The sequence below is a fragment of the Kitasatospora sp. NPDC058032 genome, from assembly GCF_042885845.1.
Classification (GTDB): Bacteria; Actinomycetota; Actinomycetes; order Streptomycetales; family Streptomycetaceae; genus Kitasatospora.
The window spans coordinates 26,190-39,464 of the sequence record NZ_JBHVRK010000036.1; the positions used below are offsets into that span (position 1 = coordinate 26,190).

10 protein-coding genes are annotated in these 13,275 nt (G+C 76.1%); 2 read left to right on the top strand and 8 right to left on the bottom strand.

All coding sequences use genetic code 11. From position 1 onward, the window contains the following. Positions 1-182: 182 nt before the first annotated feature. The 8 genes from ACFVUH_RS34085 to ACFVUH_RS34120 all read right to left on the bottom strand — a co-directional run bounded on the left by ACFVUH_RS34085 (position 183) and on the right by ACFVUH_RS34120 (position 10,832). Positions 183-986: a DUF6643 family protein gene (locus ACFVUH_RS34085; RefSeq protein ID WP_387917367.1), complete on the bottom strand. Its 804-nt coding sequence runs from the start codon at positions 984-986 to the stop codon at positions 183-185. Positions 987-1,363: 377 nt separating this feature from the next. Continuing rightward, on the bottom strand, positions 1,364-1,933 hold the full coding sequence (gene mscL / locus ACFVUH_RS34090) for a large conductance mechanosensitive channel protein MscL (protein ID WP_387917368.1): 570 nt from the start codon (positions 1,931-1,933) through the stop codon (positions 1,364-1,366). 196 nt (positions 1,934-2,129) lie between these two features. Further along, positions 2,130-3,323, bottom strand: coding sequence for a DegT/DnrJ/EryC1/StrS family aminotransferase (locus tag ACFVUH_RS34095; protein WP_355369832.1), 1,194 nt, complete (start codon positions 3,321-3,323; stop codon positions 2,130-2,132). After that, the gene (locus ACFVUH_RS34100; protein WP_387917369.1) at positions 3,320-4,903 is read right to left on the bottom strand and encodes a hypothetical protein; all 1,584 of its coding nucleotides are present in this window, start codon (positions 4,901-4,903) and stop codon (positions 3,320-3,322) included. The genes ACFVUH_RS34095 and ACFVUH_RS34100 overlap by 4 nt, the downstream gene beginning before the upstream one ends. Before the next feature lie 71 nt (positions 4,904-4,974). Further along, positions 4,975-6,045 (bottom strand): GNAT family N-acetyltransferase, encoded by a 1,071-nt coding sequence (locus ACFVUH_RS34105; RefSeq protein WP_387917371.1) that lies wholly within the window; start codon positions 6,043-6,045, stop codon positions 4,975-4,977. A 139-nt stretch (positions 6,046-6,184) separates the two neighbouring features. Beyond that, the gene (locus tag ACFVUH_RS34110) at positions 6,185-7,354 is read right to left on the bottom strand and encodes a glycosyltransferase (RefSeq protein ID WP_387917373.1); all 1,170 of its coding nucleotides are present in this window, start codon (positions 7,352-7,354) and stop codon (positions 6,185-6,187) included. Further along, positions 7,351-9,270, bottom strand: a complete 1,920-nt coding sequence (locus ACFVUH_RS34115; RefSeq protein WP_387917375.1) for a tyrosine-protein kinase family protein — start codon at positions 9,268-9,270, stop codon at positions 7,351-7,353. The genes ACFVUH_RS34110 and ACFVUH_RS34115 overlap by 4 nt, the downstream gene beginning before the upstream one ends. 431 nt (positions 9,271-9,701) lie before the next feature. Next, positions 9,702-10,832 carry a glycosyltransferase family 4 protein gene (locus ACFVUH_RS34120; RefSeq protein WP_387917377.1) on the bottom strand — a complete coding sequence of 377 codons (1,131 nt, stop codon included), beginning with the start codon at positions 10,830-10,832 and terminating at the stop codon, positions 9,702-9,704. 324 nt (positions 10,833-11,156) lie between these two features. Here ACFVUH_RS34120 and ACFVUH_RS34125 point away from each other — a divergent pair, with 324 nt between their 5' ends. Together ACFVUH_RS34125 and ACFVUH_RS34130 are read left to right on the top strand one after the other, a co-directional pair. Next, complete coding sequence (locus tag ACFVUH_RS34125; RefSeq protein WP_387917378.1) at positions 11,157-12,308, top strand: glycosyltransferase family 4 protein; 1,152 nt, start codon at positions 11,157-11,159, stop codon at positions 12,306-12,308. A 104-nt stretch (positions 12,309-12,412) separates the two neighbouring features. Further along, a complete protein-coding gene (locus ACFVUH_RS34130; RefSeq protein ID WP_387917380.1) occupies positions 12,413-13,096 on the top strand; it encodes a thiol:disulfide interchange protein DsbA/DsbL in 684 nt (227 codons plus the stop codon). Positions 13,097-13,275 lie beyond the last annotated feature (179 nt).

A 13,275-nucleotide genomic window follows, 5' to 3' on the forward strand; every position in this document is an offset into this window, starting at 1 on the left:
GGACGGCCGTCCGGAAGCCGCCCGGATGCGCACGGACCGCCCGGAACGCCGAGTGGGGCGGCGTTCCGGGCGGTCCGTGGATGACCCGTTTCTCCGTACGCCCGGCGGATGTGGGTGCGCCGGGTGGTGCTAGGTGGTGCGGGTTCGGGCCGGGTGGGGCCGGCCCGGAGGTGGCGGTCGCCTCAGTAGTTCTGGGCCTGCGGCTGGTAGCCCCCCTGCTGGAACTGGCCGGGCTCGCCGTACGGGCCGGGCCGCTGCGGCTGCATCGGGCGGACCGGGGCGACCGGGGTGACCGCCGGGCGCAGCTGGGCTCCGCCGAAGGACTGCTCGCCGGAGCCGCCGAAGCCGCCGGGCTGGGCGCCCTGGCCGCTGAAGCCCGGCTGGCCGCCGAAGGACTGCGGGCCCTGGGGCTGGCCGGCCATCGCCTGCGGACCGGGGGGGCCGCCGACCGGCTGGGCACCGAAGGTCTGCGGGCCGCCGTGGCCGCCGACGAAGGTGTTCTGGCCGCCGAAGCTCTGGCCGCCGGACGGCTGGTACCCGCCGGTGGCCGCCTGGGTGAAGCCCGGGGCCGGGGTCTGCGGGCGCTGGCCGGGCAGGTACGGCTGTGGGCCGCCGTAGCCGGGGACCGGCGGCTGCGGCGCGGCGGCGTAGGCGGGCGCGGGCTGCGCCGGGATGTAGGCGGTGGCCGGGCCGGAGGACGGCGCGCTGCTCGGGCCGGGGCCCAGGGCGAGGCGGGCGGGCGGCAGGGCGGGGAGGTTGCTGCCGGGGCTGTCGTAGCCGGTGCCGTACCGGTTGTTCTCGTAGGACGGGCCGGACAGGCCGGATCCGTACCCGGTCGACAGGGCCGGCGGCAGGGCGGCCGGCACGTTGATGGGCGCGATCTGCGGGACACCTCGTTCGGCGACGAGGCTGTCGTAGATGGGCGTGCCGGAGGAGAAGGACGGAGAGGGGTAGCCGACTCCGTCGTAGGAGCGGGGCGAGGTCATGGGGCATACGGTAAGCCCACAACGCGCCTACTGAGGAGACTGGGAGGCGGAGCAGTTCGAGTGTTTACACAAGCTTCGCCCGAACAAAGGTTTCGAAAGTAGGAAGAACGGACATTTCGGCGGCGACTTCCGGCCACCGTTTGGCGGGCCCGAGGGTTCGAACGGAGTCCGGACGGGGGTGCCGAAGGGCCGTGTGGTGACAGGCCGGTGGACGGTTCGGGGACCGTCGAAGAAACTTCTGCGGGCGGGGCGCACACCGGCGCATTCGAGCCCCCGCCGGGGGCGCGGCGGGGGCTCGTGAATGTTTCGGGAATAAAGTCCCCGTCAGGGCCGATATGGGCCCCGCGCAGGCCGGCCGGGGCTCGTCCGAGGTCCGCTCAGCGCGCCGGGGCCGGCTGCTCGGTGGTCTGCTGGGTGGTCTGCTCGGCGGACTGCTCGTCAGGCTGGACGGCGGGCTGCTCGGCGGGCTGGGCGACCGGCTGCTCGGCACGCTGTCCGGCGGGCTGGTCGACGGGTCCGCGCTGCGCCGGGAAGCCCGGGCGGCCGGCCACCTCGGAGGTGCAGAACGAGCAGCGCACCGCCGCGGCCGGGATCCTGCTCAGGCACTCCGGGCACTCCGTCGTGGCGGCCGGCGCCGGCTTGCCGCCCTCCAGCTTCGCCTGGAGCTTGCCGACCGGCAGCACCACGACGAAGTAGATCACCGCGGCGACCAGCACGAAACCGATCAGCGCGTTGACGAAGACCCCGTACGGGAACCGGGTGCCGGCCACCGCGAAGGTCTTCTCGGTGAAGTCGCCGACCGCACCGGTCGCCACCCCGACCAGCGGGGTGAGGAACGCCGTGACGAACCCGGTGACCACGGCCGTGAAGGCCGCGCCGATCACGATGCCGACCGCCAGGTCGACCACGTTTCCACGCAGCAGGAAGCTGCGGAATCCCTTGAGCACAGGGAACTCCAAATCCGTACGGGGGAGGGTGGGCCGGGACCACGGGCCCCGGCCGGACATCCTGCCGACCGAACGGGCCCGCGGTCCAACCGCGTTCACCCGAACCGCGTAACGGATCGCACAACGGCTCGCGCGACGGACCGCGAACCGGCCGCGCGGCCCACCGCGCGAAGGACCGCGGACCGGTGAGGCCCGGTCAGCTGCTGCGCAGGCGCTCCGCGTACGGCTGGATCCGGGTCACCGCCTCGGCGATCCGGCGCACGGTGGCCGCGTCCATCTGCGACCACAGCGGCACGGTGAGCACCGAGTCGGCGAGCCGGTCGGTGAGCGGCAGCGACTCCGCCTGGCCCAGGTGGGCGTAGGCGCGCTGGCGCTGCACCGGCGGGTGGAAGTAGCGGCGCGAGTCGATGCCCTCCGCCCGCAGCGCGTCGGCGAGTTGGCGGGCGGTGAGGCCGAAGGCGGCGGCGTCCAGGATGAGCGTGAGGTCCTTGAAGGTGGAGATGTCGCCCTCCTCCGGCAGGGCCAGGCGCAGTCCGGGCAGCCCGGCCGTGACGGCGGCGAACTCGGCCACCAGCGCGCCGCGGTGGGCCACCCGCTCGGGCAGGCCGGCCATCCAGTTGAGGCCGACGGCGGCGTGCAGTTCGCTCATCCGCGCGTTCAGGCCGGGGAACAGGGTGTCGTAGTCGCCGGGGTTGCCGTAGTCGCGGGCGGTGCGCAGCCGGCGGGCGAGGTCGGCGTCGCGGGTGGCGACCAGGCCGCCCTCGCCGGCCACCGCGACCTTGGTCGGGCTCATCGAGAACACCTCGGCGTAGCCGAAGTTGCCGATCGGCACGCCCCTGCGGCGGCTGCCGAAGCCGTGCGCGGAGTCGTAGACCAGCGGCACCCCGGCGGCGTCGGCGACCTCCTGGAGGCGCTCGACCTGGCAGGGCGTGCCGTAGACGTGGGTGGCCATCAGCGCGGCCGGGCGGTCGGCGGAGGCCAGCCTGGCGGCGGCGTCCTCGGGGTCGAGGGTGATGTCCCGCTCGCGGGCCTCGGCGAACAGCGGGGTGCCGCCGGCCCAGTGGGCGGCGTGCGCGGTGGCGGAGAAGGTGAACCCGGGCATGACGACCGGGCGGTGGCCGTCGACTCCGGCGGCCTGGAGGACCAGCATCAGTCCGGTGGTGCAGTTGGAGACCGCCACCACGTGCGGCACCTCCAGGAACGCGGCTGCCGACTCCTCCAGTTCGGCGACGGTGCGGCCGTTGGTGAGCTGTCCGCTGTCGAGTACGGTGCCGATCCGCTCCAGCAGCGTGGCGCGGTCGGGCACCTGGACCCGGGTGAGCGGCAGCCCGTCGGGGAAGGCGGGCGTGCCGCCGAGGGCGGCGGGCAGGGCAAGGGTGTCGGTGGTCATGGCGCGGTCGATCCCCCCTGGGACGGTGACGGTGACGGTGACATGGTTGACGACGATGGTGCGACGGACGGCACCGACGTGGACGTGGACGTGGACGTGGACGTGGACGTGGACGTGGACGTGGGCACCGGCGACGGCAGCGGCCGGCGCTCCGGCGGCTCGGCCCGCCGCCGGGCCCCCCACTGGCCGGGCGCGACCCGCCACACCGGTGGCGGCCGGCGGCCGGCGGCGACCCCGCGGCTCGCGGCGGCGGCCGGGACGACCAGCAGCACCAGGGCCAGCGGCAGCACCTGGACCCGTTCGCGGGACAGGATGCCCATGTTGTTGATGGTCGAGAAGGCCCAGCAGAACAGCAGCGTGTAGACGGCGGCGAAGGCCACGTAGGAGCGCTGCACGAACAGCCGGGGCAGCCGGCTCAGCCGCGGCCAGGCCCGGATGAACATCACCAGCAGTGCGAAGCACTCCACCGACTGGATGAGGTTCTGGATGTTGGAGGCCTCGAACGGGAACGGGCGGAACAGCACGCTGATCACCGCCACCGGCAGCCCCGCCGGATTGAGGCTGAACTTCGGCGCGGCGTCCTCGGGCGCGGTCGCGTTGATCATCGAGTTGCCCTGGCTGGTGCGTCTGGAGGTCTCCGAGAGCACCTGGTTGACGGCGTCCCCGCCGGTCCCGTCGGTGCCGAAGAAGGTGGAGACCTGCTGGAGCATCAGTACCGCCATCGCGCCGAGCACCACCGCGGTCAGGATGGTGCGCAGCGGCCCCAGCGCGCTGACCTGCTGCGGACGGCGGCGCAGCACGTAGGCGACCATCAGCCCGGCCCCGGCCAGCGCGGTGACGTGCGGGCGGACCATCGCGGTGCCCAGCGAGCCGAGCGCGATGCAGGCGAAGGCGCCGAACCGGCGGTCCAGCAGGCGTGCCGTGCCGTAGGTGGTCAGGCCCAGGCAGAACATCATCCAGGCGTCCTTGCCGATGCTGGACGGCCAGAACAGCAGCGAGGGCAGGAAGAAGACCAGCTTGGCGTACTTCCGGGTGTCGGCCTCGGGGAAGGCGATCTGCAGGGCCCGCCAGAACAGCAGCAGGCCCCAGAAGCCGAGCCAGGAGAAGACCAGGAAGCCGCCGATCAGCGAGGGGCCGGTGATCGCGTAGACCACGCCGGTGACGATGATGATGAAGCCGGTGCCGGCCACCTTCATGCCCAGGTCGTAGTGGACGCCGCCGAGCAGGTCGGCCTGGCCGAGGTAGGCGGCGAGGTCGCTGCCCTTCTGGTGGTACATCTTGGCGTCGGCCGCGCCGCCGTACAGCACGAAGGCCATCAGGTAGCGCGGGAAGGCGCAGAGCAGTTTGGCGGTCATCGCCAGCAGCAGCAGCCGGAAGACGTCCCGTTCGGGGTTGGCGGCGGCGATCCGGGCCAGGATCGGGGTGCCGATCGCCATCAGGGCCGGGAGGATCAGCAGTGCGCCCCAGGTGTCGTACGAGGTGTGCACGGAGGCGAGCACGAAGAGCGTGACGTAGCCGGTGACCAGGGCGGCGGCGACGGCGGACGGCCAGGGGACGCGGCTGAGGACGGCCGTCGCCACCCCGGGAGTCCCCGCTGTCCCGGGTGTCCCCGTCGCCCCAGGTGTCCCGGGCTCCCCGGGCGCCCCCGGCATCAGAAGACCTCCAGGTCGCCGAGGCTGAACCGCCAGTCGGCGGTGCCGAGCGGGGTGGGGCCGGTGGGGGTGCGGGCGGTGAGCGTCATCCCGGTGCGCGGGGCGCGCAGGTAGCCGGTGCGCAGCGCGGCGTCGGCGGCCTCGGTACCGGGGGAGAGGTGGGTGGCGACGTGGTCGCAGCCGCTCTCCTGGGCGGCGGCGCGCAGCAGCCGGGCGGCGCTGTCGCGGTCGCCGGGGCGGACGACGACGTCGGCGAGGGTGAACTCGGCGAGCGGGCCGCGCCGTCGGGGCCGGCCGACGGCGAGGCCGGTCAGCTCGTCGCCGCGGTGGACGGTGAGCACCCGGTAGTCCAGGCCGGGGGCCTCGCCGTAGCGCCAGCGCAGGTACTCGGGGGTGCGGTGGACGGCGAGGCGGTGGTCGACGGCGTCGGCGGCGGCGCGTTCGCGGAGCAGCTCGGCCAGCGGGCCGTGCCTTCCGGCGCCGGCGTGGGCGTCCAGCCAGGCGGCGGCGGTGGGCAGCCGGCAGTCGTCGCCGGCGGGGCGCGCGGGCCCGGCCGGGCGGCGGGCGAGGGCGGCGCGCACGCCCCGGGCGAAGGCGGCCGGTCGTACGGCGCGCACCGCGATCGGTACCCGGCCCAGCTCCTGCCAGCCCATCTTCCGGTAGGCGGGCAGGCTGTTGCCGTTGGGGGTGTTGAACACCAGCGCGGCCTCGTCGGCGACCTGGTCGAGCAGGTCCGAGGTGAGCCGGCGGAAGACGCCGCGGCCTTGGAAGTCGGGGTGGGTGGCGGTGTCGACGGGGCGGACGGCGGCCACCGGGGTGCCGTCCCCGCGCCGCCACTGCCAGCGCAGGAACAGCCGGACGCCGACCAGCCGTCCGTCCGGGGTCTCGGCGACCATGCCGGGGCTGGCGCCGAAGGGGTTGCGGCGGTGCTTCCAGGTGAAGAACTCGGCGGTGCGGGTGCCGGTGGGGCCGCCCGCCAGGGTGACGGTCAGCAGGTCGAGCACGGCGGGCAGATCGGGCTCGGCGAGCGGGCGGTAGGTCAGCTCGGCGGGGGCGGGCAGGGCGCTCACGTCCGGACTCGCTCTCCCATCGGTGGTCGGGGGCTAACACGGGGGGCTAACACGGGGGATTCGTGGGGAACGTCGGTGCGTCGGTGGCCCGGGCCGGCGGCGGGCGGGCGGTCCGCCCGCCGACGCCGGTCGGTGCCGGTCAGTGCCGCAGGACCCGCGCGTACACCGCCTCGACGGCGCGTTGGGCGCCGGCCACGTCGAAGCGTTCGGCACGTTCCCGGGCGGCGGCGGCCAGCCGGGTGCGCAGGTCGGGTTCCCGGGCCAGCCGCTCGAAGGCGTCGGCCAGCGCGGCCGGGTCGCCGGGCGGGACGAGGAAGCCCTGCTCGCCGTCGTCCAGCACCTCGGGCATGCCGCCGACCCGGGTGACCACGGCGGGCAGCCCGGCGGTCATCGCCTCCATCAGCGCGACCGGCAGGCCCTCCTGGCGCGAGCTCAGCGTGAACACGTCCAGGGCGGGCAGCAGTTCGGGCACGTCGGCGCGCGAGCCGGTGAACACGACGGCGTCGGCGACGCCCAGCTCGGCGGCCCGGGCCCGCAGTCGCGCGTCCAGCGGTCCCGCGCCGACCAGCACCAGCCGGGCGTCGGGGCGGCGGCGCAGCAGCGCGGCGTGCGCGGCGAGCAGGGTCGCCTGGTCCTTCTTGGGGGTGAGGTTGCCGACCGTGCCGACCACGAACGCCTCGGCCGGCAGGCCGAGTTCGGCGCGGGCGGCGGCCCGGGCGGCCGGCCCCCCGGGGGCGCCGGCCAGGTCCGGGCCGTGGTGCACCACGGTCACCCAGTCGCCGGGGCGGCGGCGGCCGGGCGGGATGCTGCGGGCGACGGCGTGCGAGACGGCGATCACCGCGTCGTTGCGCCGGTAGGTCAGCGCGTTGGCCCAGCGGGTGGCCGCGCGGTAGCGCTCCCACACGTTGTGCTCGGTGTGCACCAGCCGCGGCGCGGCGCCCGCCAGGGTGGGGGCGAGCACCCGGGCGGCGGCGGCCGGGACGGGCATGTGGGTGTGCACCAGGCCGTACCGGCGCGCGGCGAGCAGCGCGCGCAGCCGCAGCGGCCAGCGCGGGTCGGCCCGGCCCGGGGTGCCGGGGGCGCCGCCCAGGCAGTGCACGGCGACCCCGGCCTCGGCCAGCGCGGGGGCGAGCGCGTCCTTCCACGGCAGCACGTAGGCGACCTCGACGCGGTAGCGCGAACGGTCGGCGTGGCGGGCGCAGTTGAGGAGCAGCTGTTCGGCGCCGCCGCGGCCGAGGCCCTTGGCGAGCCAGAGCACCCGGGTGGGGGCGCCGGCCGGGCCGGGCGCCGCGCCCTGGGGCCCGCTCACCGCTCCTCCGCCTCGCGCAGCAGGGCCGGCTCGCCGTGGTCGCCGCCGGCCGGGCCGTACGGCCGGCGGCCGGTGCCGTGCTCGCCGCCGTGGCCGCTGCCGGCGCCGTCTCCCCGGCCGCCTTCTCGGCCGCCTTCCTGGCCGGTGCCCGCCTCGCCGCCGTGCTCGTGGCCGCTGCGGGCCCCCTGGCCGTCCTCCTCGGGCGCGCGCCGGGCCCAGCTGGGCGTGGGCCGTCCGCCGCCGAGCTCGCCCGGCCGTTCGGCGCCGTGCTCCGCAGCCGGCCCGGCCGGCCGGTGCGGAGCCGAGGCCGGAGCCGCGCCCCGGCCGGCCGCGGCGCCCGTCCCGGAGCCGCCCGCCGGGGCGCGCCGTCGTCCGCCGGCCGGCCCGTAGGTGCCGAGCAGCGCGACCCCGGCCACCGGTACCCCGGTGCGGGAGAGCAGTTCGGCCACCCGGTCGGCCTGCTCGGGAGTGACGTTTCCGCTGCGCACCGTCACCAGCACCGCGTCCGCGTGCTGCACCAGGTCGTAGGCGTCGTTGGCGTGCAGCAGCGGCGAGGTGTCGACCAGGATGACGTCCGCGTGCCGGCGGGCCCGGCGCAGGACCTCGGCGGCCCGCAGCACCAGGGCCGCCGGGTAGGCGGTGGTGTTGCCGCCGGTGATCAGCGAGACGCCGTCGACGTTGGTCGGCCGGATCAGGTCGTCCAGTTCGCCGAGCCGTTCGCCGCTGAGCAGTTCGGCCATGCCCGGACCGTCGCCGACGCCGAGGTGGGCGTGCAGCTGCGGGTGGCGGAAGTCGCAGTCCAGGACGAGCACCTCGCGGCCGGTCTCGGCGAGCGCGGCGGCCAGGTTGGCGATGGTGATGGTCCGGCCGTCGCGGCTGCCGCCGGAGGCGACCAGGACCACCGGCGCGGTCTCGGTGAGCCGACGCGCGACCGCCCGCGCCGGGTCCCGGTCCTCGCCGGCGGCCGGGCGGGCCAGCGAGTCGGGGCCGGTGAGCAGCAGCGTCGAGCGCAGCGAGCGGTACGCCTCGGCGGCCGGGTCGGAGGGCCGGGCGCGCACCAGCGGTTCGCGTACCCGCCGCTGACGGCGCGACAGGTGCGGCACCTCGCCGATCACCGGCAGGTTGAACGCCTCCTCGACGGCGTTGCGGCTGCGCAGCCTGGTGTCCATCCGGCTGAGCATCAGCGCGGCGACCACGCCGAGCGCCAGGCCGAGCACCACCGCGAGGCCGAGCCGCATCCCGCGGCTGGGGGAGGAGAGCAGGTTGCTGGTGCCCTGCCGGGCGTCGATGCTGCCCCACTGCTGGATGGCGTCGGTCTGGGCGCCGTTGGCCAGCTTGCTGATCGTGGTGAGGGTGGTGGTCAGCGAGGTGGCGGCGGCGGTCAGCTTGGGCTGCAGCTTGGGCTGGTCGGCGGGCGAGGAGCGGTTGAACTGGGCCTGGATGTCGTTCAGCTGCTGCTGCTGGGCGTCCGCCTGGGCCTGCAGCTTCTTGATCGTCTCGGCGGCGCTGCGGGCCGACTCGTCGCTGTAGCCCTTGATGATCGCCGCCGAGTAGGCGGTGGCCAGGTCGGAGCAGGACTGCTTGGTCGGGCCGGTGGTGGCGATGGTCAGCATCTGGGGGCTGTCCGCGGTGACGGTCCGGCGGGCGATCGCCTCGGAGGCGTCGGCGATGCCGAGGGCCTTGGCCGCCGCCGCCGCGACGTCCGCGCCCTGCGCGTAGGAGAGCACCTGGTCGGCGCGGACGGTGTCGCCCGCGCCGGCGACCGGGGTGATCGCGACCTTGCACTTCCATTTGGCGTTGTCCACCGTGTCGCCGGCCGGGGTCAGCAGCCAGCCGACGACCAGCGCGGCGAGCGTGCAGCCGACGAGCAGCCGCCAGTAGCGCCGCAGGACGGTGAAGTGGTTTGCCGGTTCCACCGGTTGGATCCCCTCGCGTTCGTGGTGCGGTGGTGCTGTCAGCGCCCGTCGCGCCCCCACGGGAGCACGGCGGGTCCGGGTACCGCTGGGGTGTCACGCCCCGGGGCGTGACCGCTGGGCCCGCACGGGCACGGTGGAATCCCTCGGCTGATGTCGCAACCCGCCCCCCTGACGACTCGCGGACGTACGTCTCGACGACGCGCCCCCCACGGCGTGGCCCGGCCCCGGCGGTGCACCACGAACAGTGCGTGCCGACCGCCGCCCCCGCCGGTCCCCCCGGCGATGCTTCCCGAGCGCCGACGTGCGGCGCAACCTCTTTGGCGATACTGGTCCGGGGAGATCCCCGACGGCCGGGCCCGGAGCGCCGGGATCCGGACAGGGCGCCCCCGGCCCGGCCCGGGCGGGCGCCCCCGGGGCGCGTCGTCCGGCTCTCAGACGGTCCGCAGCCGCAGCGAGCGCTCGTAGAACTCCACCATCTGCGCCGACACCTGATGCAGCGTGAACGAGGTCAGGAACCGTGCCCGCGCCGCCTTCGCCCGTACCCGCGCCGAGGCCCGGTCCTCCAGGGTGTCGGTCAGCGCCGCCGCCAGCTCGGCCGGCCGCTCCGGCGTCACCAGCCGGGCGTAGTCCTCCGAGCCCACCGTCTCGCGCAGCGCCGGAACGTCGGCGGCGACCAGTGGCACCCCGACCCCCATCGCCTCCATCGCCGCGCTGCCCAGCCCTTCCCAGCGGGACGGCACGGCGAACGCGTCGGAGGCCGCCATCAGGTCGAACACGTCGTCGCGCGGCCCGAGGAAGCGCACCCCGGTGGTCGCCGCGGCCAGCGCCCGCAGCCGCTCGCTCTCGGTGCCCTCGCTGCCGGCCAGCAGCAGCACGGCCTCCGGCTCGGCGCGCAGCACCTCGGGCCAGGCCTCCAGCAGCACGTCCAGGCCCTTCTGGTACTGCTGACGGGCCGCCGCCAGCACCACGGGCACGTCCGGCGGCAGCTCCAGCGCCGTGCGCACGGTGGCCCGCCGGTCCGGCGTCACCGTGCCGAGGAGCTCCGGGTCGCGCCCGCGCGGCACCACGTCGATCCGCTGGGACGGCACCCGCAGCCGGCGCGCCATCGCCCCGGCCACGTAGCGGGTCAGCGCGTGGAAGCGCCGGGTGCCCTGCGCGGTCGCCGCGTCCACCGTCTGCGCGGCCCGCACCTTCCACGGGCTCAGCCCGCGCGCGTGGCGGTGCTCCGGCCCGTACGACGCGTTGACCAGGCTGGTCACCACCGGGGTGCGGGCGGCCAGCGCGGCCGCCCGGCCGAGCACGTCCGACTCGTACAGCGTGGTGTGCACCAGGTCCGGGCGGCGCTCGCGGACCAGCCGGTGCAGGGCGGCGACGGTGCGCCCCCGGGAGGGCCGGCCGACCCCGAACACGTCCGCCCCGGCCGCGGTGAGCTCCGGCTGGAAGCCGCCAGGGGAGTCCTTGAGGTACGCGACGTCGAGCTTCACCCCGGCCCGCACCAGCTGGGGGGCCATCGCCACCAGACCCTGCTCGGCCCCGCCGACCCGGCTCACGCTGTCGATCACATAGAGCACATGCACAGGCCAACCCCCGCCCTCCTGGGCGCGCCCGGTCTCCCGTGCCGGGACGGCGCCCTGACTGCCGATCAGCATCGCAGGTCGCGACCGGTGCCCGCCAGCGATTCGGCCACACCGGGAGCGGCCCCGGCGGGCCGTCGGCGAACCGTCAGGGGGCGCACGACAGCGCGGAACAGGGCGCGTCGACCCCCCGAAGGGCGTACGACGGCGCCCGCCCGGCGCATTTCGGGAGTACCCGCGCTGGCGTACGGACCACCGCCGGGTTGCGCGAAGGGGTCGTCCCAGGCCGGAGGCTGTGCCAAGGTCTTTCCCATGCCTGAAGCGACACCGGTCAGGAAGACCGGAACCCGCCCCCGCATCCTCCACCTCATCACCGATCCGCGCCGCCGCGGCGCCCAGGGCCTCGCCCGCGACCTCCACCACGAGCTGCGCCGCCGGGGCCAGGCCTCCGCCCTGCGCGCGCTCGCCCCGCACCCGGACGCCCTGCCGGACGCCGCCGACACCCGCTCCACCACCGTCCTCGGCCCCGGCCGCCTGCACCCGCGCACCCTCGGCGCGCTGCGCACCGCCGCCCGTACCGCCGACCTCGTCGTCGCCCACGGATCCTCCACCCTCCCCGCCTGCGCCCTCGCCCTCGCCGGCACCCGCACCCCGTTCGTCTACGTCTCCATCGGCGACCCCCGGCACTGGACGCCCGGCCCGGTCCGCCGGCTGCGCACCGGCGCCCTGCTGCACCGCGCCGCCGCCGTCACCGCCCTCGCCGACGGGGCCCGCGACCTGCTCGTCGAACGCTTCCGGCTGCCCGCCGCCAACGTCCGCACCATCCCCAACGCCCGCGCCGCCGACCACTACCCGCCCGCCCGCGACGAGGCCGACCGGCGCGCCGCCCGCCAGCAGCTGGGTCTGCCGCCGGACGGCCTGCTGGTCGCCTGGGTCGGCGCGATCGCCGCCGAGAAGCGCCTGGACCTCGCCCTCGACGCCCTCGACCGGCTCCCCGACGTGCGGCTCGCCGTGGCGGGCGACGGCCCGCAACGCTCCGCACTGGAGCGACATCCGGCCGCCGCCCGGGCCCACTTCCTGGGCACCCTCGACGACCCGGCCCCGCTCTACCGGGCCGTGGACGCCGTCCTGCTCAGCAGTGACAGCGAGGGTGTGCCCGGGGTGCTGATCGAGGCCGCGCTGGCCGGCCTGCCGGCCGTCGCCACCGACGTCGGCTGGGTCGGCTCGGTGGTCCGGGACGGCGTCACCGGAGCGCTGGTCGCCCCCGGCGACCCGCCGGCCCTCGCCGAGGCGCTGGCCAAGGTCCTGGCCGGCGACCGCACCGGGCTCGGCGCCGCCGCCCGCGCCCACGCGCTGGCCCACAACGACCTCGACGTGGTGGCCGACGCCTGGCAGCGGCTGTTCGGCGAGATCTGCGACCGCGGCGGACCGGGCGGGAGCGGCGGACCCGGCGGCCTCGGCTGACGCGTCCCGGTGCGCCGGGCCGGGTGCGCCGTTCAGGCGAATCCCGGCCCGACGCACCGGGACGACTGGCCGATGACGTTCCGTCACGGGTCACACTCCCCCCTGTGAAGCCGATCCTTCGAACCACCCTGCTGCTGGCCCTCGCCGCCGGGATCGCCGCGTCCCCGCTGCAGGCCGCCGCCGCCAACCACCGGCCGCCCCGCGAGGGCACCCCGTTCTCCCACCTCAACACCATCCAGCCGGTGCGCGAGAGTGCCCGCACCGAGGCCCTGGAGTTCTTCTGGTACGACTGCGGGCACTCCCAGGCGCTCGAGGAGCCGCTGCGGGCCTGGACCGAGCGCCACCGCTCCGACGTCGACCTGCGCCGCGTGCCGGCCATCTGGCAGGGCAGCCGCGAGGAGGCCGTCCAGCGCGGCCACGCCCGGCTGTACTACACGCTGGAGCGCCTCGGCGAGGTCGACCGCCTGCAGACCGCCACCTTCCGGGCCGTCCACACCGAACGGCGGGACCTCACCAGCGAGGACACCGCCGCCGCCTGGGCACAGGGCCAGGGCGTCGACCAGCAGCGCTTCCGCGCCGCCTACCGCTCGAACGAGGTGGACCGCGCGGTCGACGAGGCCGCCCGGCTGTTCGTCCGGCACGGCATCAACGAGCTGCCCACCGTGATCGTGCAGGACGAGTACCGCACCTCGCCGACCAACGCCGGCGGCGTCGAGGCGATGCCCGAGGTGATGGACCACCTCGTCGCCCAGGACCAGCAGCGCCACCCGGCCCACACCCTGCACTGACCCTCCGTCACCACCCCCGACCGCCCCCGGCGGGCCGGCCGCACCACGGCCGGCCCGCCTTCTCGCTGTCTCCCGGCCGCTTCCCCGCCGCCGCCCCGCCGCTCTTCGACCGGCGGGGCGGATCACCTTCACCGAACCGCCCCCCGGCGGCCACACTCTGTGCCAGAGTGGGGCCGGGC